General features: G+C 34.5%; 15 protein-coding genes. 6 read left to right on the top strand and 9 right to left on the bottom strand.

The window, feature by feature from the left end; translation table 11 throughout:
- Positions 1–77: 77 nt before the first annotated feature.
- The 3 genes from pgmB to AA088_RS01715 form a co-directional block, all read right to left on the bottom strand.
- Positions 78–737, bottom strand: coding sequence for a beta-phosphoglucomutase (gene pgmB / locus AA088_RS01725; protein WP_046743234.1), 660 nt, complete (start codon positions 735–737; stop codon positions 78–80).
- The gene (locus tag AA088_RS01720; RefSeq protein WP_046743233.1) at positions 730–2271 is read right to left on the bottom strand and encodes an MFS transporter; all 1542 of its coding nucleotides are present in this window, start codon (positions 2269–2271) and stop codon (positions 730–732) included. Before AA088_RS01720 ends, pgmB begins: the two co-directional genes overlap by 8 nt.
- A 198-nt stretch (positions 2272–2469) precedes the next feature.
- Entirely contained in the window at positions 2470–3510 is a 1041-nt protein-coding gene (locus AA088_RS01715; RefSeq protein WP_046743232.1) for a LacI family DNA-binding transcriptional regulator, read from the bottom strand.
- Between the two features lie 315 nt (positions 3511–3825).
- On the opposite strand from AA088_RS01715, the gene AA088_RS01710 reads away from it, so the two are divergent.
- The 4 genes from AA088_RS01710 (at position 3826) to AA088_RS01695 (ending at position 12484) form a co-directional block, all read left to right on the top strand.
- A complete protein-coding gene (locus AA088_RS01710; RefSeq protein ID WP_052752744.1) occupies positions 3826–6744 on the top strand; it encodes a SusC/RagA family TonB-linked outer membrane protein in 2919 nt (972 codons plus the stop codon).
- 26 nt (positions 6745–6770) lie between these two features.
- Positions 6771–8351 carry a RagB/SusD family nutrient uptake outer membrane protein gene (locus AA088_RS01705; protein WP_082106517.1) on the top strand — a complete coding sequence of 527 codons (1581 nt, stop codon included), beginning with the start codon at positions 6771–6773 and terminating at the stop codon, positions 8349–8351.
- 16 nt (positions 8352–8367) lie between these two features.
- Positions 8368–9429 carry a SusE domain-containing protein gene (locus tag AA088_RS01700; RefSeq protein WP_046743230.1) on the top strand — a complete coding sequence of 354 codons (1062 nt, stop codon included), beginning with the start codon at positions 8368–8370 and terminating at the stop codon, positions 9427–9429.
- Between the two features lie 178 nt (positions 9430–9607).
- Positions 9608–12484, top strand: a complete 2877-nt coding sequence (locus AA088_RS01695; RefSeq protein WP_046743229.1) for an alpha-amylase family glycosyl hydrolase — start codon at positions 9608–9610, stop codon at positions 12482–12484.
- Between the two features lie 238 nt (positions 12485–12722).
- Here AA088_RS01695 and AA088_RS01690 read toward each other — a convergent pair whose 3' ends face one another.
- Positions 12723–14009 (bottom strand): AAA family ATPase, encoded by a 1287-nt coding sequence (locus tag AA088_RS01690; protein WP_046743228.1) that lies wholly within the window; start codon positions 14007–14009, stop codon positions 12723–12725.
- Between the two features lie 234 nt (positions 14010–14243).
- Between AA088_RS01690 and AA088_RS01680 the strand changes: the two genes are divergently transcribed.
- Entirely contained in the window at positions 14244–16451 is a 2208-nt protein-coding gene (locus tag AA088_RS01680; protein ID WP_082106515.1) for a peptidase domain-containing ABC transporter, read from the top strand.
- Position 16452: 1 nt separating this feature from the next.
- Positions 16453–17802: an HlyD family secretion protein gene (locus AA088_RS01675; protein ID WP_046743225.1), complete on the top strand. Its 1350-nt coding sequence runs from the start codon at positions 16453–16455 to the stop codon at positions 17800–17802.
- A 62-nt stretch (positions 17803–17864) separates the two neighbouring features.
- On the opposite strand, the gene AA088_RS01670 is transcribed toward AA088_RS01675, so the two are convergent.
- The 5 genes from AA088_RS01670 to AA088_RS01650 form a co-directional block, all read right to left on the bottom strand.
- Complete coding sequence (locus AA088_RS01670) at positions 17865–18119, bottom strand: hypothetical protein (protein WP_046743224.1); 255 nt, start codon at positions 18117–18119, stop codon at positions 17865–17867.
- A 179-nt stretch (positions 18120–18298) separates the two neighbouring features.
- On the bottom strand, positions 18299–18541 hold the full coding sequence (locus AA088_RS01665; RefSeq protein ID WP_046743223.1) for a hypothetical protein: 243 nt from the start codon (positions 18539–18541) through the stop codon (positions 18299–18301).
- Positions 18542–18625: 84 nt separating this feature from the next.
- Positions 18626–20359 carry a helix-turn-helix domain-containing protein gene (locus AA088_RS01660; RefSeq protein ID WP_082106513.1) on the bottom strand — a complete coding sequence of 578 codons (1734 nt, stop codon included), beginning with the start codon at positions 20357–20359 and terminating at the stop codon, positions 18626–18628.
- A 192-nt stretch (positions 20360–20551) separates the two neighbouring features.
- Positions 20552–21454 carry a thiopeptide-type bacteriocin biosynthesis protein gene (locus AA088_RS01655; protein ID WP_046743221.1) on the bottom strand — a complete coding sequence of 301 codons (903 nt, stop codon included), beginning with the start codon at positions 21452–21454 and terminating at the stop codon, positions 20552–20554.
- Complete coding sequence (locus AA088_RS01650) at positions 21447–23702, bottom strand: lantibiotic dehydratase family protein (RefSeq protein WP_162199666.1); 2256 nt, start codon at positions 23700–23702, stop codon at positions 21447–21449. Before AA088_RS01650 ends, AA088_RS01655 begins: the two co-directional genes overlap by 8 nt.
- Between the last annotated feature and the right edge of the window lie 5 nt (positions 23703–23707).

Here is a 23707-nt window from a genome sequence, read left to right as displayed (position 1 = left end):
TTTACTTAGATATTAGATATAAGATATTAGACCACTGCGCTTTTAGACTCTAAGCGAGAAACGTTTTAATTTCTAAATTATCTATTTATTAATTCTTGTATAAAAAGTGTTTGTATTTCTGTAAAATCATTAAAAATATAATCTGCATGGCCAAGCGTTTCTTTGGAACCTATCCCGATAGAAATCATTCCTGCAGTATTAGCGGCAGTAACGCCAGCTACAGAGTCTTCAAACACAATACAGTTTGTTGGTTCAATATTTAGTTTTTGAGCAGCAATTAGGAATACTTCTGGATCAGGTTTAGCCTTGCTCACATCATTTCCATCAACAATCGCGTTTTTAAAAATGTCGTGCAATCCTACTTTTTGAAGAATTTTACGGGCATTTTTACTCGCAGACCCTAAAGCAATTCCTTGCTGTGTTTCTTGTAAATAGTCAAGTATTTTTGGGACATCAGGGAGAATTTCACCTGCGTCCATTTGTGCAATATGCGATAAATAATTATCGTTCTTTTCTGCCATGTATTTCATAAATTCATCTTCCGACAGTGTTTTGTTTCCCCAATCAAGTATAATTTCTAGAGAACGTATTCTGCTTACGCCTTTGAGTTGTTCGTTTTGTTCTGGTGTAATGTCAAAACCTAGTTCATTGGCAAGGGTTTTCCATGCTAGGTAATGATATTTTGCGGTGTCAACAATGACACCATCCAAATCGAATATAAATCCTTTTTTATTCATTAATCAATTCTGTTGTTGAAGTATTATCATTTACTGCTAATGAGAGTACGCCTGCCAAAATCATAGAAGCTCCGCCAATAAGCAATGCGTATACTGGTTGGCTTTCAAAAAAGTACGAAACTAAAAATCCTAGAATTGAAGCTGCGACCAACTGCGGAATTACAATGAAGAAGTTAAAAACACCCATGTAATATCCCATTTTGGAAGCTGGTAGTGATCCTGATAGCATAGCGTACGGAATAGATAGGATACTTGCCCAAGCAATTCCGACTCCGATCATTGGAAGCCATTCTACCAAAAATGTAGAAGGTTCTGAAATAAAATAAATTGAGATCAATCCAAAACCACCTGAGACCAATGCTAAAAAGTGTGTAAATTTTCTGCTGGTAGCTTTTGCTAATACAGGCAATAAGAACGCTACAATGGCGGCAACTAGATTATAGTTGGCAAACATTTCTCCTACTTGATTTGCTCCAATATTGTATGCTTCGGATGTCGTGTCAGTAGTGCCATAAATGTATTCGGTAATTGCGGGCGTCATATAAATCCACATTGAAAAGAGTGCAAACCACGAAAAAAATTGAACCCAAGCCAATTGCTTCATCATTTTTGGCATGGATTGAAAGTCATTCATAATAGTAATAAAGCCGCCTTTGGTATTTTTGTTTTGTTGCATCAATCCAGAAATGATGAGTGCAACTCCTCCAAGTGTGATAAGTCCTAAGGTTAATACGTACAAATCTTTTTTCAGATTGAAATGATAAATTAAATAGGTCGTAATCAATCCAATAGTTACTGCTATGATTCCTTTGATTAGGTGAGATTTACCATTGGAAATAAACCAAGACTCTGATTGTTTTTCTTTTTCGAAATCATCTTCTTTCTCGGCTGCTTCAAAGGCTTCCATTTCTTCAGGGGTATATTCCTTCGAAAAAACAACAGTCCATAACACAGCAATAAAAAAAGCGGCACCACCAATGTAGAATGAATATTTTACAGAATCGGGAATGATTCCTTCGGGAGCTGTATTGGAAACTCCTAAATACGTTAAGATATTAGGCAGTTTTGAGGCTACATACGCACCAATTCCTATGAAAAAGCTTTGCATTGCAAATCCTTTAGTGCGTTGCTCTTCGGGCAAATTATCTCCTACAAAAGCTCTAAAAGGTTCCATAGAAACATTAATAGAAGCGTCCATAATCCACAACATACCAGCAGCAAACCATAATACAGGAGAATTTGGCATGATGATTAATGCTAACGATGCTAAAATGGCACCAGCTAGAAAATAGGGTCTTCTTCTCCCTAGTTTTGGATGCCATGTTCGATCACTAAAATATCCTATAATAGGTTGGACAATTAATCCTGTTAATGGTGCGGCCACCCAAAGAATTGGGATGTCATCAATTTCAGCTCCAAGAGTTTGAAAAATTCTACTAACGTTGGCATTTTGGAGTGCAAACCCCATCTGTATTCCTAAGAAACCGAAACTCATGTTCCATATTTCCCAGAAACTTAAGGTACGCTTTTTCATTATCGTAACGTATTAATTAGTACTACGATAAGCGTTTAAACTTATCAAAACTTACTTTTTGGGTGAGAGGTAAAAATATAAGTCTTGATATTTAAGGCTGTAAATATAATTGTTTTTTTGAAACACACATTATAAAATTGAGGAGTTCACGTTGAAATTCATCTAATTTTAACAAATTAGTATTTGAAAATCATGGATTTACCGAGTAGTGTCTCTCTCAATCAATGTGGTGTTGATGACCTCAGTTTGATACTTTTCTTCGTCTACTAACTCTTCTAATTTATCAATCAACATAGTAGCCGCTTTTTTACCCATTTCGGAAGCATGTTGGCTAATTGTGCTTAAAGAAGGAATGGCGTGTTTGGATAAAACACCATCCGTAAAAGCTATGATAGACAGATCTTCTGGTATCTTGTATCCTTTGTTAATAGCTATTTTCATGGCTGTAATGGCATACAGTTCATTTACCGCAAAAATCCCATCAATAGATTTTTCTTTATCAAAAAGAGTGGAAATTTCACGTTCAAGTTTTTCAATTTCAACTTCTTTGTCTTTATTTTCTTCAACCTTTATAATTAAAGACGATTTTGGCACTATTTTATGTTCTTCCAACGCTTCCAAATACCCTTGTGTACGGAGCTTTCCAACATTTACATAATCTTTTGTTGTAATAAGAGCAATATGTTTACAACCACTTTCAATGAGTTTCGCAACCGCTTTTTTGGAGCCAAGCTTATCATCAACAACCACTTTGTCACAAGCGATTTCGTTGACAACTCTATCAAACATCACAATAGGCATTCCTTGATTGATAGTTTCGTAAAAATGATGGTAATCTTGAAGTAGAAGAGTTTCTTTTGCTACTGATAAAATAAAGCCATCAATGCTTCCGTTGGCAAGCATTTCAATGTTAATGACTTCTTTATCAAATGATTCGTTAGACAATCCAATAATTACATTATATCCTCTATTATTGGCTTCTTTTTCAATACCACTAATTACATTTGAGAAGAAATGATGTACAATTTCAGGTATAATAACCCCAATAGTTTTGGTGCGTTTATTTTTCAAACTCAAAGCAATGTTATTGGGTCTGTAATTATAAAGTTTGGCAAATGCTTGAACCTTTGTTCGAGTGTCCAAACTTATTTCTTTACTATTTCTTAAAGCTTTTGAAACAGTTGATACAGAAACATCTAATTCTTTGGCTATTTGTTTGAGGGTTACTTTTCGCTTCATTCCGTAGTGATTGTCGAATCAATAATTTAGGCTGTAAATTTTTATTTTTTTGTTAAAAATACGCTGTTTTAATTAGATAAAACCCAATGTTTACAAAAGTTTTCAACACGAAAACGTTTGCGTGACACCAAAAGTTATGCCCAGATTTTGATTTACTTAAAATTTACATAGTTTTAACATCGAGAGGTGAAAATATAGAGTATTTAAACTTGAAAAATCGCATATTTTTATCATAAAAGACATAATAAATGTAATGAAAAATACGCGATTATTTGACGACAATTTTGAAAACAAAAAATTAAACTAATGAAGAACATGCAAAAATTTATTTTGTTTTTGGCTTTTTTGATTCCCATCGGAATGCTTGCCCAAACAAAAGTGACAGGTGTTGTTACCGAGCAATCTACAGGAACTCCATTGTTGGGAGTAAATGTGGTGATAAAAGGAACAACCACTGGAACCACCACAGATTTTGACGGTAAGTATCAGATAAATGCTACGAACGGTCAGACGATTGTATTTACGTATGTTGGTTATAAGTCACAAGAAATTGTATATAGCGGACAATCTAGCGTAAATGTTGCATTACAAGAAGATACATCTCAACTAGATGAAGTTGTTGTAGTGGGATATGGTTCGGCAGTAAAAAAAGATGTAACTGGAGCTGTTGAATCGGTAACATCAGATGATTTTAATGGTGGAGCAATTGTTTCTCCAGAGCAATTAATTGCTGGTAAAACAGCAGGTGTGCAAGTAACACCGCCAAGTGGAGCACCAGGAAGTGGTTCGTCTATCAAAATTAGAGGTGGAGTTTCGTCATTATCGGCAAGTTCTAATCCATTAATTGTAGTGGATGGAGTTCCTCTTGATCAAGGGAATAGTGGATTAAATTACATCAACGCCAACGATATTGAGTCGTTTACCGTATTAAAAGATGCATCTGCAGCTTCTATATATGGTTCGCGTGCAACAGGAGGTGTAATTTTAATCACGACAAAAACTGGAAAATCTGGGCAACCGCTCAATATCAATGTAAATCACTACACATCTGTTGGAAACAACGTGAACGAAGTAGACGTGTTAACTTCAACAGAATTTAGAGAATTAGTGACAGCTAACGGTAATGCAAATCAGATCGCACAATTAGGAGATACAAGTACAGATTGGCAAGATCAGATTTACAGAGGTTCCTTAACGACCGACACTAACATTACGTTATCAGGTGGTTTTGAAAACTCTTTGTATAGAGCGTCTGTTGGGTATGTGCGACAGGAAGGAACATTGAGAAACTCAAAAGTAGATCGTTGGACAGGTTCAGTAAAGTTCATCCAACGTTTATTGAACGATGATCTTAAAGTTGAAGTAAATGTATTAGGCGCATTACTCGATGATACTTTTGGAAATGGAGGTGCTATTGGTGCTGCGGTTTCGTTTGATCCAACGCAATCAGTATTCGATCCAACAAGTCCATTTGGCGGATATACTGAAAACGTAAACAACGATGGTACTATCAATACAATTGCGGTGCGTAACCCAGTAGCTTTACTAGAGCTGTATGATAATACTGCGTACACTAGAAGAAGTACAGGAAGTTTAAATATTGATTATACGTTGCCATTCTTTAGAGATGTAAAATTAACTGCCAAAGGTGGATACGATTATTTTGAAGCAGATGGAAACTTGAACATTCCGGCAGAAGCAGCTTCTAACTTTAACTCTCAAGGATTTACAGGAACCAATAGTACACTGAATAGAAGTAACTTGTTAGACCTGTATGCGTTTTACAAAAAGGATATTGAAAGCATTAAGAGTACAGTAGATCTTACGGTAGGTCACTCATACCAGTATTTTTACAGATCTAATCGTTTTAGAAACGAAACAGGATTGGGGGAAGTAACTTCCAATGCTTTTAAAACAGACAATGCCTTAGAATCGTACTTTGGTCGTTTGAACTTTTCGTATGACAACAAATACTTGGTAACTTTAAACTTAAGAAATGATATTTCTTCTCGTTTAAACCCTGATGACCGCTCAGATTTCTTTGGAGGAGTTTCTTTAGGATGGAATATTATTGATGAAGATTTCATGAAAAACTCAAAAGTATTCTCTCAATTAAAATTGAGAGCTGGATACGGAGAAACAGGTCAACAAGAAATAGGATTAGATTACGGATACATTCCACGTTATACTACAGGAGATAATAGAGTTCAGTATCAATTCGGATACAACTCAGACGGTTCGCCACGCTTCGTAACAACACTTCGTCCAGAAGAATATGACGAAAATTTACGTTGGGAGCGCTCTAAAACGATCAACCTTGGTTTAGACTTTGGTTTCTTCAATGATCGCCTTACAGGTTCTGTTGAGGTATATGAGCGTAAAGTTGAAGACTTATTAAACTTCATTCCAGTACCGGCAGGAACCAACTTGTCTAACCAATTATTAACGAATGTTGGAAACTTGGAAAACCGAGGTTTAGAAATCAATTTGAACGCAACACCAGTTCAAAACGATAAGTTTACATGGAATACAAATTTCAATATCTCTTTCTTTGAGAACAAGATTACGAAGTTATTCTTAACAGACAATACAGATTCTCCAGGTGTGTTAGTAGGAGGAATCGCAGGTGGTGTTGGTAATACTATCCAGATCAACTCGGTTGGAAATGAAGTAAACGCATTTTACGTATTCAAACAAATCTATGATGCAAACGGTGCACCAATCGAAGGAGCGTATGTAGATATTAATGCTGATGGAGTAATTGATATTAATGACAGGTACCGTTACAAGAGTCCAAACCCAGATGCAGTAATTGGTTTTAACTCCAACATGCAATATGGTAATTTTGATTTTGGTTTTACATTACGCGCAAGTTTAGGTAACTTTGCTTATAACAATGTGGCATCAAACACAGGAAACACGCAAGCGTTATTTGGTGCAAACTCTATCAACAACGTAAATGCCTCCATCTTAGATACAGGTTTCCAAAATCAGCAATTATTCTCTGATTACTACGTGCAAGATGCATCATTCTTAAAATTAGATAATCTTACAATTGGGTACAATTTAGACAATCTTTTTAAAGATGTGAGAATGAGAGTATATGCTACAGGACAAAACTTATTTGTAATAACAGATTATGATGGTTTAGATCCTGAAATAAATGGAGGAATTGACAATAACTTCTACCCAAGATCAAGAAATATCTTGATGGGACTTAATTTGAACTTATAATAAAGTAATACCAAATACAAACAATGATGAAAACAATGAAAAAACAATCAAATCGTATAGGTATTGTACTGTTCATGCTAATGGTAAGTATCGGATTTATTTCGTGTTCTGACGAATTAGATCTTGAACCAATAGTAGAACAGTCAGCAGCGGATGTATTTGACGATCCAGCCGCATACGAGCAATTCCTTGCAAGAATTTATGCAGGTTTTGTAGTGAGTGGACAGCAAGGTCCTGCAGGAAATCCTGATATTACTGGAATTGACGAAGGATTTTCTAATTACTTGCGTCAATACTGGAAGCACCAACAATTAACGACAGATGAAGCATTAATTGCTTGGAATGATGGAACAATTCATGATTTGAATTGGCAAGTATGGACTCCAGCAAATGAGTTCATTACAGCAATGTACAACAGAATTTATTTCCAAATTTCTATATCAAATGAGTTTTTAAGAGCTACTGCAAATGTGGCAGAATCTGAGTTTTTACCTGCAGCCTACAAAGCGGAAGTTCGTTTTTTACGTGCATTGAGTTACTGGCATGCTATCGATATGTTTGGTGATGTGCCGTTTGTAACAGATGCAGACCCAATTGGAGCATTTTTACCAGAACAAGGAACTCGTCAAGAAATTTTTGACTTCTTGATTTCAGAGTTAACTTCAATTGAGCCTATCATGATTGATGCACGTCAAAATGTATATGGAAGAGCTGATAAAGCAGCCGTTTGGATGTTATTAGCCAAATTATACTTAAATGCAGAAGTGTACACAGGAACTGACCAAAGTGCACAAGCAATTCCATATTTAGAAAATATCATCAATGCTGGATATACATTACATACTAGCTATGATGAGTTGTTTTTAGCAGATAATGACACAAACGGAGCACAAAACGAATTCATCTTTACCTTCAACTCTGACGGATTAAATACTCAAGGTTATGGAGCAATGACATTTTTAGTTCATGCACCTGTTGGTGGAAATATGAGTGCAGCTGATTTTGGCATCAACGGAGGTTGGGGCGGAATTAGAACAACTAAAACATTTGTAAATCAATTTCCTAATGGAGCAATGTCTGCTGATGATAGAGCAAACTTCTTCACAGATGGACAAGAATTAGAAATCGCAGACGTATTTAACTTTAACGACGGATATGCTGTAGAAAAATTTAAAAATGTAACCAGTAGTGGAGCTCCTGGCTCGGATGCTTCAGGAGATTTTATCGATACAGATTTCCCTGTATTTCGTTTGGCTGACGTGTACTTAATGTATGCAGAAGCAGTAAAAAGAAGCGGAGCAGGAAATCAAGCATTAGCAGTACAATATGTTAATTTGGTAAGACTACGTTCCAATGCAAATCCAATAGGTGGTTTTGGTGATATTACAGACGAGTTTTTATTATCAGAACGTTCTAGAGAATTACACTGGGAAGCACATAGAAGAACAGATCTTATTCGCTTTGGTCAATTCTCTGATCAAGGTATCTGGCCTTGGAAAGGAAATGTAGAAGGAGGAACTACTACAGAATCTTTCAGAGATTTATTCCCAATTCCTTCAACAGATATCACAGCAAACCCAAATTTAACTCAAAACCCAGGTTATTAAAAAATAGTATAAACAGATGAAAAAATTAAATAAACTATCAGCAGGCTTTTTAGCTTTAGTGGCCTTTGTAGGATTTAACGCATGTAGTGATGATGATAACTTAATCATTGCTTCTCCTCAAGGTGGCCCACAATTAGTAACACCAGCATCAGGAACTTCTATTGTATTAACTGCTGCCAACGAACAAAATTTGGCAACTACTTTGGTTTGGAATGATGCAGATTATGGAGCGCAAACAGCTATCAACTATGATGTTCAAGTAGCACTATCTGGAACTGAATTTGCAGCACCTATCGCAGCAGGCTCAACGAACGAACGTTTCATTTCTTGGACAAATCAACAATTAAATGATGTTGTAATAGCAGCAGGCTTAAGTCCTTTTGTAGCTGGAGATATTGACGTACGTGTTATTTCTTCTATTGGAACACAAGATGCAGAGCAACAAATCTCTGATGTATTAACATTAAATGTAACACCTTATACTACTTCATTACCTAAAATAGCAGTACCAGGAAATCATCAAGGTTGGGATCCTGCAACAGCACCAAGATTGGCTGCTTCTGGGTTTGGAGCAAGTGACTATGAAGGATATGTTTGGTTAGAAACTGAATATAAGTTTGTAGCACCTGATGACACAGGAAATTTTGCTTGGGGAAATACAGATTGGGGTGATGATGGAAGTTTCTCTGGAATCTTAACAGAAGATGGAGAAGTAAACGTTCCTGCAACACCTGGATACTATTTAGTACAAGTTGACACTGAAAACCTAACCTATAGTGCTACACAATACTCAAACTGGGGATTGATTGGTTCGGCAACTCCAACAGGTTGGGATAGTGATAATGATATGACGTATGATCCAGCAACACAAACATTTTCAATAACATTAAATCTAACGGCAGATGAAATCAAATTCAGAGCTAATGACGATTGGGGATGGAATTATGGAGATACTGGAGCTGATGGATCCTTAGAAAATGGAGGAGACAATATTGCTGTACCTGCAGCAGGAAACTATACAGTAGTGTTAGATTTAAGTAATCCAAGAGAATACACTTACACATTAACACAAAACTAAAAATATTTAAAAAAGGCTGTAATACTTTATGTTACAGCCTTTTTTAATATAAATAATAAGTGTTTTAATTGGATGTATTAAATTCATTACAAAACACTACTCTCTAATTAATGGCTATGAAATAGGTCATGTAAACCATGTAAGCATGACAGATTCCATCTGATAAAAAATACAGCAGATGAAAAAAAAATTACATATACTCTTTTTATTGTTTGTTGGAATTGCTTTTGGACAAGTAACAATTTCTCCAACACCTTTTGAGGTAAATGAAACAATAACAATAACCGTAGATATCAATAGTACAGCAACTGATTGTGACGGAATAAACAACCCGAATAAGGTGTACATGCACTCCGGAGTTGGAACTGACAGCAACCCATGGACCTATGTGGTAGGTAATTGGGGACAAGATGATGGTGTTGGTGAAATGACCAATATGGGAGGAGGCTTATGGCAAATTCAAATTGTTCCAGAAACCTATTATGGATTAACGTCTACGCAAGCACAAACCATTACTAAAATGGGAATGGTATTTAGAAATGAAACGGGATCACAAGAATTGAAAGCGACAGGATGTTCTGACTTTTTCTTTGATGTAGGAGCCTTTCAGTCTACCTTAGTAACACCAAACGATGGGAGCACAACAATTTTAAGTTCTGGTTCAAATCTAGCTATAACTGCAAACAATACTGGAGGAACGGCTTCGTATGTATTAAAAGCAAATGGCACTACAATCAATTCAAATACAGGATCAACTTATTCATACACTGATACAAATATTACAGAAAATAAAAATTATGTATTAGAAATAACGCTTGGTGGAACTACAATAACAAAAAACTTTAGTGTTATTGTTAACCCAGGTACTGTAACACAATCGATACCTGCAAATATGGAAGATGGTATTAACTATGATGCCGATACAACAAAAGCAACGTTAGTACTTGATGCTCCTAATAAAGATTTTGTGTATGTAGCAGGAAGTTTTAACAATTGGCAGCCAGATGGTAATTATGCTATGAAAAAAGACGGGACTTCTGGAAAATTCTGGCTTGAGATTACCGGATTAACACCAGGACAAAATTATACGTATCAATATTGGGTAGTTGATCAAACTCCAATTGCAAATTCACCTTCATTAGTAAAAACAGCAGATCCTTATTCTACGCTAGTATTGTCTCCTTTTGATGACCCATACATTCCAGCAACAACGTACCCAAATGTACCTGCTTATCCAACAGGACAAGAACGAGAAGTAACTGTATTACAAACAGGTCAAACACCATATAACTGGCAGGTTGCTAACTTTACAAAGCCTAAAAAGGAAGACCTAATTATTTATGAAGTATTAATTCGTGATTTTGATGCGAATAGAAATTTCCAAGATTTAATAGATCGTATTGATTACTTCAAAAACTTAAATGTTAATGCGATTCAGCTAATGCCTGTAATGGAATTTGAAGGCAACGAAAGTTGGGGATACAACACGTCTTTCCACTTAGCATTAGATAAATACTACGGAACCGCAGATAAGTTCAAAGAATTTGTAGACCTATGTCACCAAAACGGTATTGCAGTAATCTTAGACGTAGCTTTAAATCATGCGTTTGGTAGAAACCCGATGGTACGTATGTGGATGAACGATCCTGATGGTGATGGTTGGGGCGATCCAAGCTCAGAAAATCCATACTTTAACCAAGTAGCAACGCATAGTTATAGTGTGGGTTCAGATTTTAATCATCAACAATCAAGAACACAATACTACACAGAACGCGTTATCAAACACTGGATAGAAGAGTTCAATATTGACGGTTTTCGTTGGGATTTAACAAAAGGCTTTACGCAAGAATGTACAGCAGGCGATGACGGTTGTACAAATGGTTACAGAAATGATCGTGTGGCAATTTTAAAGCAATATGCAGATTATTCATGGAGTTTGGACGACTCTCACTATGTTATCTTTGAGCACTTAGGACAAGATAATGAAGAAAAAGAATGGGCCGATTACCGCTTAGGTGAAGGCAAAGGAATTATGCTTTGGGGAAAAATGACTGATCAGTATAATCAGTTGACCAAAGGATTTGCTACCAACGCAAATATTACCCGAATGGGACACAATAGTAGAGGGTTTAATGGACCTAGACTGGTAGGGTATGCAGAAAGCCATGATGAAGAACGGTTAATGTATAAAAATTTACAAGAAGGAAACACCGCATTATCTTCTCACAATGTTCAGGATTTGAATACTGCTTTATCTAGAATGTCTGCTTTAGGAGCTGCTTCGTTAACAATTCCTGGTCCAAAAATGATTTGGCATTTTGGAGCCTTAGGAATGGAAAACTCTATTTTTACGTGTAACAATGGAAGTGTAAACACACCAAGTGATCCTACACCAGGTGATTGTAAACTAGATACCAAACCACAACCACAATGGACAAACAATTGGTTAGGAGATGCTAACAGAGCTAAAATCTATAATGATTGGGCACGTATCATTAAACTCAAGATAGGTGAGCCAGTCTTTGAAGGAAATTATGCAATTAGTCCTTACATTAACGATATTCGTCAACGTATTTATATTTGGGACGATAACATTCCTCAAACGCAGTTAAAAAATGTTGTAGTTCTATGTAATTTCTCTGTGGCTAATTTGACAATTGTTCCAGACTTTCCATATACAGGAACTTGGTATGATTTGATGGATGAAACAGGGACAACAAGTATCAATGTGACTAACACCGCAGATCCAATTGCAATCCCAGCAGGGCAATTTAGAATTTTTGGAAATCAACAAACAACGTTAAGTACGCAAGAATTCCAAAATGAAAGAAACTTAATTACTCTTTACCCAAATCCAGCATCAGATACGTTTAAGCTAAACAAAAAAGTTGAAGAAATACACATATATGATGTTACAGGAAAACAAGTCAAAGCTTTTACAGGAGGTTTTGAAGCAGGAGTAACTTTTAATGTTTCTGAATTGACAAAAGCATTGTATCTAGTAAAAATCGTTTCAAATCAAGGAATAGCAACTAAAAGATTAATTATAAATTAATAACATTTTTTTCGTAAAAAAATTGGCTATAAAATCATTATTTGACTAAACTTGTTCGTAGCTTGTGTTATTTGTAAAATAAAAAATACGTAAAAAATGTTCACAAAAGATCGCCTCACAGCGGTCTTTTTCTTTATAAAATATTCTCAAAAGCTCTGATAACTGTATATTTTTTTACAATGAAAAAAGAAGCCATCAGGAAAGCGAACTTTACTTCACTTTATAAATATGTTGAAAGTTACTTTTTAAACAAGCGCAGTTTATTGCCTATTTTCAAATCAGGAATACCGTCATACTTACCTTCTAAATAATCTTTTTCAAAGGAAGCGTCTTTACGAATTTTTTTATCATATAAAGATTCCAAAGAAGTTATTCCGTAAGTATTTTTTTCTGCAATCATTACTTGATCACGTCTAAATAACTTTCTTTTAGAATTAATTAGCGATGAATTGTGAGAAGCGAATATCAACTGTGCACCAAATGGATTGTTTTCCTTTGAGTGAAATAACTCAATAATTGCTTTACTTAAATGCGGATGTAATTGTGCATCAAACTCATCAATAATAAGTGTTTTTCCGTGAAGCAAAGTATCAATAATTGGTCCAGAAAGAGCAACATATTTTCCAGTTCCAAGAGATTCGTTTACAAACAGATTAAAATAAATATTATCAACTTCGTTGTGATTTTCATCATACACAACGTGTTTGGTGCTAACAATCACATTCTCTTCATCGTTTTCCAAAATCATTTTCCGGATTTCTTTCGGAACATTTCCTTTCTCTAAAATCTCTTCTGTAAGCTTAAAACGTTCTACTTTGGTTTCTGTAAAACCCAAATCAGCTCCTGCAATAAAATTATCAATGTACTTTTTCTTTTCAGGATCGTCCATCATATCAATTGTAAAATTGACGGTAAATCGATCTTGCATCCCAGAAATATACTGAATTCTACTCACAGCCTTCAATATGGCCATTCCTGTTGGAATATTAAACTGTGCACAAACTGAGATAAAAAGAGCATTTTTTCGGGTAATAGATGTCAAATTATGACTCGCATCATCATATTTTTTGGTGATTCGAATATCTTGAAATGATCGTTCAAATAGTAACTGCTCTTTACTTTTAGCTGTAGCGTATAACCATTCTTTATGAATTTCGGTTGCATCAACTTCAAAGCCGTAACGGTATTTAATTTTGTCATGAATAAAAACCAATTCAAAAAAACTAGGGTTTTCTAGAGTTTCTGTTGATAAACTAAATGGTTGAACATTGATAGGTTCGTCTGACTGAGAGTCTTTTGAAGAATTAATAATCAATTTTCGGGCAAAATTAATTGCTTTAAACAAATTACTCTTCCCGTTAGAGTTGGCTCCATAAATAACCATACTTCGTAACAGCGTTAAATTTTTCAACGGTGTATCATACAAATTTGTACTTCGTAATTCAGTTAGTGAAGTAGCGGTAAGATCGATTGTGGTTCTATTTTTGAAAGATAAATAGTTTTCTACCGTGAACTTTACGAGCATTCAATCAAAATTTTCAATTAATTCAATACAAATATATTATTTTATACGAAAATATCGTACAAAAACTCACTTTTTCTTTTGGACAGATAAAATAAAAGTATATATTTGTACGTGTTTTTCTCATAAAAAAGGATTTTTTGTGAAAAATGAGGAAGAACAGAGTGTGATTATCGCAAATGCCGTACGAAAAGAAGAAGCACATAAATTTTAGTATAGATACTTGAAAAAACAGTAATGATAAAGAGAGAATTTCCTTTTTACAGACAACTTGACCAAATGGATTGCGGTCCTACGTGTTTACGTATGGTGGCAAAACATTTTGGACGTGCGTATCCAATTGACTTTCTTAGAAAAAAGGCTAATATTACAAGGGAAGGTGTTTCTCTTGGAGGAATAGCGGAAGCTGCAGAAGAAATAGGGTTGCATACATTGGCGGTAAGTGTTGATTATAAAACGTTAGTAGACGAAGTTCCGTATCCATGTATTGCCCATTGGCGTCAACGTCACTTTGTTGTTGTTTATAAAATAAAACGAAATACAGTATATGTAGCTGATCCAGCACATGGATTAGTAAAGTATTCTAAGGAAGATTTCATTAAAGGTTGGATTGGTAAAAATGCAGATCAAGACAATGCTGAAGGCTATTTGTTATTGCTAGAACCAACTCCTGAATTTTATGAAATGGAGAAGGAAGAGAAAAAAGAATACGGATTCAAATTTCTCTTTTGGTACTTTAAGCCTTATAAAAAGTACATTTTACAACTTGTACTCGGACTTGTTGTTGGGAGTTTACTCCAATTAATATTTCCTTTTTTAACTCAGTCTGTAGTAGATTATGGTATTAATTATCAGAATAAGAATTTTGTATTTCTGATATTGATTGCGCAGTTAACGCTTTTTATTTCGCAAACAACTGTCGAGCTGATTCGAGGTTGGATATTGTTGCACATGACAAGTAGGATTAACATCAACCTGATTTCCGACTTTTTAATCAAGTTGATGCGATTGCCTATTGCATTCTTTGATTCAAAAAATACGGGAGATATTATTCAACGTATTTATGATCACAACCGAATTCAGAGCTTCTTATCATCTACCACATTAAATACGCTTTTTTCTGCGTTCAATATGATTATTTTCGGAGGTGTATTGGCATATTATAACATGCAGATATTTACGATATTCTTTATAGGTTCTGCTCTATACATTGGTTGGACTCTATTATTTATGAAAAAGAGAGCTGAGCTCGATTACAAACGTTTCGATCAATCTTCTGATAACCAAAGTAGTTTGTATCAATTAATTTCTGGAATGCAAGAGATTAAATTGAACGGGTCAGAACGAAGAAGACGTTGGGAATGGGAAGCTATTCAAGTACGCTTATTTAAAATTTCAATTAAAGGGTTAGCACTTTCTCAAACACAAAACACAGGAGGACGATTTATTAACGAATTGAAAAATATTATCATTACCTACATTGCGGCAACTTCTGTAATCGATGACCCATTATTTACACTGGGAATGATGCTTTCTGTTCAATATATCATAGGACAATTAAATTTGCCAATCAACAACTTTATTACTTTCATTCAATCAGGACAAGATGCAAAAATTAGTTTAGAACGTTTGTCTGAAATTCACAATAAAGATGATGAAGAAGATCGTTTTGAAGATAATATCAAGGAATTACCTGCAGATAAGTCTATTACATTAACCAATGCAAGTTTCCAATATGGAGGAAAAAGCTCACCGTTAATATTAGATAACCTTAATGTGACTATTCCAGAAGGAAAAGTGACAGCTATTGTAGGAGCAAGTGGTAGTGGAAAGACAACGTTGATTAAACTATTACTCAAATTCTATGAATTCAATGAAGGAACCATTACTATTGGGCCACACAAATTAGGAGATATTAGTACCAAAACATGGCGTAAGGCATGTGGTTCTGTAATGCAAGATGGATTCTTATTTGGAGATACCATTGCACGAAACATCACAGAGTCTGATTCTGAAGGAATTATTGATAAACAACGTCTAATACACGCTGTAAAAGTGGCGAATATCGATGATTTTATCGAAGAGTTGCCTTCTGGATACAATACAAAAATTGGTTCGAGTGGGGTAAATGTTTCTGGTGGTCAAAAACAGCGTATTTTAATTGCACGTTCAGTATACAAAGATCCAAAATATATTTTCTTTGATGAAGCTACAAGTGCACTTGATGCTAATAATGAAAAAGTCATCATGGAAAATTTACAGGAATTCTACAAAGGAAAAACAGTGGTAGTGGTAGCGCATCGATTGAGTACAGTAAAAAATGCAGATCAAATTATTGTTTTAGATAAAGGAAAGATTATTGAACTGGGGAATCACGAAGAACTTACCGCCAAACGCGGATCATATTATACATTAGTAAAAAACCAATTAGAGCTAGGAAATTAATATGGCTAAGAAGAAAGACGAAGAAGAAAAAAAAGAGCAGAGACGCAAAAAAATCAATGATTTGGACGAACGTTCCGATCAGGTGAAAGAAATATTAGGTCAAGCTCCAAATTGGGTAATCCAGTGGGGAATTTCGGTAGTATTAATTATTATTATTCTTTTTTTAGTAGGATCAGCTTTAATAAGTTATAACGATATTATTCCTGCTAGAGTAACAATTACTTCTGAAAACCCACCCGCACATTTAGCTGCCAAATCTTCAGGGAAATTGGCTAATATTTTTGTGGAAGCAGGGCAAAAAGTAGAAACAGATCAAGTTTTGGCAGTAATTGAAAATACTGCAAACTTTAACGATGTTCAAAAACTTAAGAAAAAACTAAAAGATTTTGAGCCAGATGTAAGTGATTTTGATTCTTTAAATTATACGCTTCCGCCTAAACTTAAATTAGGACCTATTCAAACAGCATACAATGCTTTTAGGGCACAATACCTAACATATTTGAACTATGCTATTTTCAGTGAAGATAAAAATCAGGCGTCAAATATACGTTTGCAATTAGGTAGAGTGCGCAATCGTTTGCAAAATAGTCGTAATCAGTTGGAGTATTACAAAACTGAATTAGCCAATGCTAAAATACGCTATGAAAAATTTAAGCGTTTGTATGAGAGTAAAAGTGTATCTGAACGAGAATATAAAGATCAAGAAAATATATACTTGTCTTCACAACGATCATATGAAGGTTTGTTAGCTAGTATTGAAAATGATGAAAATACAATTCTCTCATTACAAAATAATTTACGTCAAGCTTCAGTAGGTGATAAGAGTTCGGCAATTTCTACTGATCAAAATTTAGAACAAGCCAAGCAGGATGTTGAAAATCAAATCTTACAATGGGAACAACAATTTGTGTTAAAATCACCTATTGATGGCGAAGTAACTGTTTTTGATATTTGGTCTAAATACCAGAATGTAACCGTAGGACAAGATCTTTTTACGGTGATTCCTGATAAAATTGAAGGTATAATAGGTCGTGTGTCGTTCCCTGTACAGAACTCCGGAAAAATCAAAGTAGGACAAAATGTAATTATTAAACTGGATAGTTATCCTTATCAAGAATGGGGAAGTTTGTCGGGTGAAATAGTAAACATTTCGGGAGTTCCACAGCTTAATGCGCAAGGAGGGGCACCATCATATGTTGCATATTTAAAAGTAGATTCACTGGAGAGTTCATTTGATAAAGAAATAGACTTTAAGCAAGAAATGGAAGGAACAGCCGAAATAGTGGTAGAAGAACTAACAGTTATGCAACGTATCTTTTATCAACTACGAGAAGTGTTTAGCAGAAAATAAACTTTATAATTTTTCATGATAGCAAAAGCCTCAAGAAATTTTTCTTGAGGCTTTTGTATGTTTTAGCATGCATACAAACATGATAAAATAGCTTGCGTATTACATGTTGGATCGTTAGTACCACAATTATTGGTTCCAGTTCCACACCCATTATTCGTATTACAATTGGCAGTTACATCACACCCATCAAGATATCCTGTTAAAATACATCTTGGATTTGTTGATTCTTCACCACCTTTTGCGTTTAACGCGTTTAACTCTGCAATTCTAGACTTTTTTAAAGCTAGTTTGTTTAATCCTAATTTTTGTTTTTTCATGATCTAAAAATTTTTAGTTATTAAAAAACACAATCTTTAGGAATTTTCGAGGAAGTCATTTGTATAAAGATACAATCTAACGCTTAAATAATAGAAAGAAGATTTGTTAATTAACAAAAAAAGCCTTCACAATTTACGGAAGGCTTCATTAGGTTGTAAATTTAAATAGTATCTGTCTTTTAGATACCATCTGGATTTGCAGGAGCAGCAATACCTGTTCGTCCCATAGTGCCGCCACCATTTGTTTGGTTGGCACAATCGGAATCATCTTTATCTTTGGTGTATAAACAAGCAATATCATACGTAAATGGTACCGGATTGTTAGGGTTTTGTTGTGCTCCATTTTGGATTAATCCAGCAATTACAGAATGAGGTTCACTCAGTTTTGAGATTTTGATTTTATTCAATTTTAAGGGTTTCATGATGCAAAATGTTTAGTTAAACTCTTTCAATTTGCAAAAACTTTCTGTAAATACCATAATGTATAAGTGATATTTTATAAAATGTCACTTTATAGTATCTTGATTTTGAAGACTTTTGATGTATGATGAAGGGTATATTCCTGTTTGCGATTTAAAGGCTCTCGAAAAGGTTTCAGAACGCTTAAAACCAAACTCTTCGGCGATTGCTTTGATTGTATACGAACGTAATTTTGCGTCATTTTTAAGTTGAATCAGTGCTTCATTGATACGCAATTCTGTAAGATAGACTTTAAAAGATTTTTCTTTATACGTATTAATCACACTAGAAAGGTAAGTCGTGTTTGTTTTTAACTTTTTAGCAACATATCCTAATGTACAATCCTGGCGCAAATACAATTTTTTTTCTTCAAATGTTTTCAGATCATTTAAAATTTGCAAGGCATTTTCGTCTGTAACAGGCGTAGGGCTTTCTGCAGAAATGGTTGTTGAATTTGATTTTTCCTTTGACTCTTCTAATTTTTGTATTGCGACCATTAATTCTTTAAAACGCTGCTTGTCTTTTTGACGTCTTTGTCTGTTCCAAATCACAAAAGCAATTAAAACAAGCATTAAAAGCAGCAAGGAATAGTATAAATAAACAGCACGTTTTTGTTGTTGTTGGTTGACATTGTCTAACTGATTTATTTCTTCTTTTAAGGGTACAATATCATGCTCTTGATGAATTTTGTTGTTAACACTAAGGTCAATACTGTCTGTTTTTTTATCTAACGCTAAATAAGATTCGAAGTAGTTGTTCGCTACATCATGGTTTCCTAATTTATTATAGCATTTATACAATATTTCATAGGCTTCTTGTTGATCGCTGTATGCTATTTTATTTCGTTCAATGATGTCATTAAGTTGTTCTAAATAAGGAATGGCTTTTTCATAGTTTTCCAATTGAAAATTACTTTTTCCTAGATACAGATAAGGAGCAATTAATTGTGCTTCATTATCAATGCTCTTATAATAGTTTGCAGCGTTTTCAGAAATAGCTATAGTTACATCATATTTTTGATGTTGATAATTAATAATAGCTTCATTCATTTGAAGTAAATAATAAAATGCAGTTGACTTGTTTGGGTCACAAATTTTTAATGCTTCATCGTTGTATTTTTTTGCATCATTTGGCTTTTTAATTCGTAAGTAGGAATCAGCAATATTGAATAATATTTGCTTTTTATAGGTCTCTTTTTTTGGACTAGTCGTATTTAATTGATCTAAAATCGCTAAGTTTTCTTTGTAAATTTGAATGGCTTCTTCATGATCTTTATGAATTTTTTTGATAAAGGCTACATTTACATTTGCCACAATCGTATTTAGAGGATCAGAAGTTAATTCGGCATATTTTTTAGCAATTTCATATTGGTCTAATGCTTCAAATTCTTTATCATTATCAGATAATATGTTGCCCTTTAGATTGTGTCCTTTAAATAGCAATAAGTTGTCCTTTATTTGCAAAGCCAATTCAAGGGCTTTATCGACTGCTACAAGAGCTTCTTTGTGTGCGGGAATATAACTATTGGCATATGCAATGTAGTAGGTTGACCAAGCAATCTTTTCAGCATTCTCTTCACTATGTGCTTTTTGGTTTGCTCGAATTGCGTACGATTTTGCGTCTAGTGCATTTTTGAATAGTTCACTTTCGTACAATTGTATCAATTCTTCATACGATTCGCCTTGTAGTGAATCGTTTTGTGCATGTAGATTTGAAGATAAAAGAATGGATACACTAAATAACATCCAAAAACAAAAATTAAAAGGTCTTCGTAGCATCATAAAGTAAGTTTGAGCGTCTTTTATCTAACACAAGTATAACAGTTTTACATGTAGAAAAAAAATAACAAGGACAAAATACGTTTCCTTCATTATAAACAGTACACAATAAAAAAAGCCTAGTATGATACTAGACTTTACTATGTGTTTTCAACGTAGAAATTTTTCTTTTTGTGAACCGTGATTAAAAGAGTTTTATTTCTTCTTATTCATGTGTTTTTTACGTGCAACCATTGATTTATAGTAACGGTATAAGAAATCATAACAAACCATTTCATGAATACGGTTTTTTGATTTGAATAAGCGGTTCATCAACATGTGCAAATAACTACCCATCAAATCATCCAACGGCATCATTAAGGTTTCTTCTTCTTTGTGTTTGATAATAGCTGCTGCAATATCTTTGATACCTTCTTCTTTTTGTTGTAAAACTTCTAAAATAGGAGAATAATCAGGATTTTCTTCGGCAGTGAAAATCATAAATTCTTCAATTTTGGTACGTTCAGCTCTAAACTTATCATCCAACTGTTTTTTAAGAGGTCGTGCCATTCCGAATTCATTTCCAAAACCAGTTTTTAAACGATCCATAATTTCTAGTTTTTCATCATCGTTGTATCCATAACTTGTCAAGTGAGAATCCATTGCGCGAATGGAAAATAACCAACGAAGTTCTTCTCCTTCATCTCCTTCAATCATATCAATAAAATCAACAATCATTTTACTATCATGATAAAATAGACTTTCAGCTAGCTCCATGGTATTAGCTCCATAACGCTCAATTTCACGTTGGTACGTGTCAATTTGAATTTTATAAATCAAATCTTGGTCAATAAATTCTTTAAATTTAGGATACAATCCGTTGATAATCATTCCTACGTTTTCGGGTTTTGTATAGTGAAAACGCACGCGAATATGATGTTTCGGATCGGAATATCTAATAAAAAACCATTTGTCAATAATTCCGTGTGCAATCAGTTGTTCTGCAACAGGTTTTATAATTTCAGTGAGCACAGCATCACAGGTTTTAGGACCTGTATATATTTTATAATACAACCAACTGTCTCCTAGGATAAAATTTCTTTGTATTTCGTTATTCATTGCTTTGCTTACTTTGAGTTAATTTTTGTTCGTTATAAAATGAAATGACTACTTGGTTTGTATAGTACTCATCTCCTTCTTTTACTACACCGCGCTCGCTAAAGAGGAATTCAGTGAGTTTAAAAGCACCTCGCTTTCCTACGGTGTCAAGTAGCATGCGTACGGAAGTTAGGTTTCCAAAGTTTACAAGCAATTCGTTATCGCCATCAGCAAGCATTACATATTGTGGAATTTTTAAGCTATCACGTAAAGCTTTTACAGCTTCAGCAAGTTTATTATTGTCCTTCTTTGCTTTTAATAATGGTTGAATATGACTTTTTTTCAAGTTCCATGTAGCATCATGAAGAATAAGGTTGTTAAATTCAACACGAGGTAAAAACGGATATTCATTTGCAAAAGGGCCTAATCCAAAACCTACGCCACTTCGAATACCTTGAGTTTGCATGTCTGCTAAAAAGTGGTAAATAGGCAGAGAGTTGTGCGAATAGTTATGCGCATTCGTTAAGTGTGGAACAATTTCTTTATTATGTTTTTTTGAACGTAATAATACTTTTCTATGACTTTTTACAGAAACCATAAGATCGTCTATTGGCAATTGATGCTCTTCATCTTTGATAGATTTTGCCAAATACGGAATTTCATAATCACGTAAATCAGGACGCATCAGAATGTTTCCAACTCTTGATTCAGGTAAATGTACAATTTCTGCTAAAATTTTATTTTGATTCATTTCCGCTTCCATGTCTACCATTTCCTGCGTATAATCAAAAAGAGCTTGATCTCCGTGACAGAAGCGACCTAGCAAGTTGGCAGCACTTGATCCGCCGCCGCCGCTATACTTAATTTTATGTTCTCCATTAGCATCTTCCAAGATTTCAATCATGCATGATAAAGTATCGGGAAGATCATCCCAATTAAGGTCATAATCTTTAAAGTCTTCTTCTGTGATTTTGATGATGTAATCATCATTCTTAAAAGCTTCAATCAGTTTATCTTGAAAATATGTATTGATTGGAGTCCAACGGATTTCCATCGCTTGGTGCTTGGCTTGTCTTCCAGGAATCACAATATTATCAACAAGAGGATTAACATCTCCAGCACCTTGATCTTGCTTATATCCAATTCCAATTTCAACGTCTAATGCAGTAGATAATGGTACTTCTCGCTCTTCGAAGCGTTCGTGAAATGCATCTCTAAATTTAGTAAGAGTTGTCGCTGCAGGTGGAAATGTAAGTCTATTGAGTAGTGAAAATCCTTTTTGTACGTCTTCAACAATAGATTGACTTAATGTGTTTTTGGTATTTTCCAAAACCATATCGGTTTGGAACATAAACTTTAGTTCAAAATCTGTTTCTAATTTTTGCAAAAACTCACTAAGTTCTAAATATACTTGTGGGTTGTTTCCAATAGATTGGTCAATTTCGTTAATTTTTTTATCTGCTTCTTTTAGTGCAGTTAATAGCCCGTCTACGCCTTCTAAGCGTTCTAATACACTGCAAATTTGATCTAAGAATTCAGGCCCTGAAACGGAAGGCTCTAATTCACTGATGAGTAACTGGCTAGACACCAATTCTTCTATGAATTCGGTAGCTTCTTCCAAAGTAATTTCATCGTCTACAAGCAAACTAGCCAATGTTGACAACGAAGCTCCATGAGATGCTCTTTCTAAGACAACAGCTAGATATTCAGTGTCATCTACAGCGACAATATGATGATGTCGTCTACTGTTAAAGTATTTGTACTCTATATAACGAAGCTGTGGTCCAGCCTTGTAAATACTAGAGTTTGGATAGAATAGGAGTTGCTCTCTAATTTTTTTATTACGTACTAAATCTTGCGAAAGAGCTACCAAATAGTTCATATCCAATCGTGTATGACGTTTGTTTTTGGCAGAACCTTTAAGCTTAATATCTGTTTCTTCTCCAAATTCACCTACAGAACATCCGGCAAAGAGTCCGAAAGGGGTACATCTAGAAGACATTCTTGAGATATATTTTAAGATAGAATAGCGAAGTTTTTCTACTTTTTTGTCATCATCCATTTCGCCATCGAGCCATCTGTTCATTTCTTCGAATAGTGAAGGAGATGCTAAAAATAAAGCTTCTCTCACAATAGGATTTTTACAAATTTCTTTAAAGTCTTCATCCTTTATTTCACTATTAGCAGTAAATTTTTGATAAGAACTGAATGAGAAAAGCGGGGTACGTAATATATATTTTGAAAAGTTTTTATATGGATTATTACTCATTTGTC

Origin of the sequence: Kordia zhangzhouensis (genome assembly GCF_001005305.1) — a bacterium.
In the GTDB taxonomy this organism is placed as follows: Bacteria; Bacteroidota; Bacteroidia; order Flavobacteriales; family Flavobacteriaceae; genus Kordia; species Kordia zhangzhouensis.
This window is presented reverse-complemented; position numbering and strand designations above follow the sequence as displayed.

What these genes read in the sequence shown, in the direction of transcription:
- pgmB (WP_046743234.1), bottom strand. Translation starts at nt 737, where the DNA reads ATGAATAAAAAAGGATTTATATTCGATTTGGATGGTGTCATTGTTGAC.
- AA088_RS01720 (WP_046743233.1), bottom strand. Translation starts at nt 2,271, where the DNA reads ATGAAAAAGCGTACCTTAAGTTTCTGGGAAATATGGAACATGAGTTTC.
- AA088_RS01715 (WP_046743232.1), bottom strand. Translation starts at nt 3,510, where the DNA reads ATGAAGCGAAAAGTAACCCTCAAACAAATAGCCAAAGAATTAGATGTT.
- AA088_RS01710 (WP_052752744.1), top strand. Translation starts at nt 3,826, where the DNA reads ATGCAAAAATTTATTTTGTTTTTGGCTTTTTTGATTCCCATCGGAATG.
- AA088_RS01705 (WP_082106517.1), top strand. Translation starts at nt 6,771, where the DNA reads ATGAAAACAATGAAAAAACAATCAAATCGTATAGGTATTGTACTGTTC.
- AA088_RS01700 (WP_046743230.1), top strand. Translation starts at nt 8,368, where the DNA reads ATGAAAAAATTAAATAAACTATCAGCAGGCTTTTTAGCTTTAGTGGCC.
- AA088_RS01695 (WP_046743229.1), top strand. Translation starts at nt 9,608, where the DNA reads ATGAAAAAAAAATTACATATACTCTTTTTATTGTTTGTTGGAATTGCT.
- AA088_RS01690 (WP_046743228.1), bottom strand. Translation starts at nt 14,009, where the DNA reads ATGCTCGTAAAGTTCACGGTAGAAAACTATTTATCTTTCAAAAATAGA.
- AA088_RS01680 (WP_082106515.1), top strand. Translation starts at nt 14,244, where the DNA reads ATGATAAAGAGAGAATTTCCTTTTTACAGACAACTTGACCAAATGGAT.
- AA088_RS01675 (WP_046743225.1), top strand. Translation starts at nt 16,453, where the DNA reads ATGGCTAAGAAGAAAGACGAAGAAGAAAAAAAAGAGCAGAGACGCAAA.
- AA088_RS01670 (WP_046743224.1), bottom strand. Translation starts at nt 18,119, where the DNA reads ATGAAAAAACAAAAATTAGGATTAAACAAACTAGCTTTAAAAAAGTCT.
- AA088_RS01665 (WP_046743223.1), bottom strand. Translation starts at nt 18,541, where the DNA reads ATGAAACCCTTAAAATTGAATAAAATCAAAATCTCAAAACTGAGTGAA.
- AA088_RS01660 (WP_082106513.1), bottom strand. Translation starts at nt 20,359, where the DNA reads ATGATGCTACGAAGACCTTTTAATTTTTGTTTTTGGATGTTATTTAGT.
- AA088_RS01655 (WP_046743221.1), bottom strand. Translation starts at nt 21,454, where the DNA reads ATGAATAACGAAATACAAAGAAATTTTATCCTAGGAGACAGTTGGTTG.
- AA088_RS01650 (WP_162199666.1), bottom strand. Translation starts at nt 23,702, where the DNA reads ATGAGTAATAATCCATATAAAAACTTTTCAAAATATATATTACGTACC.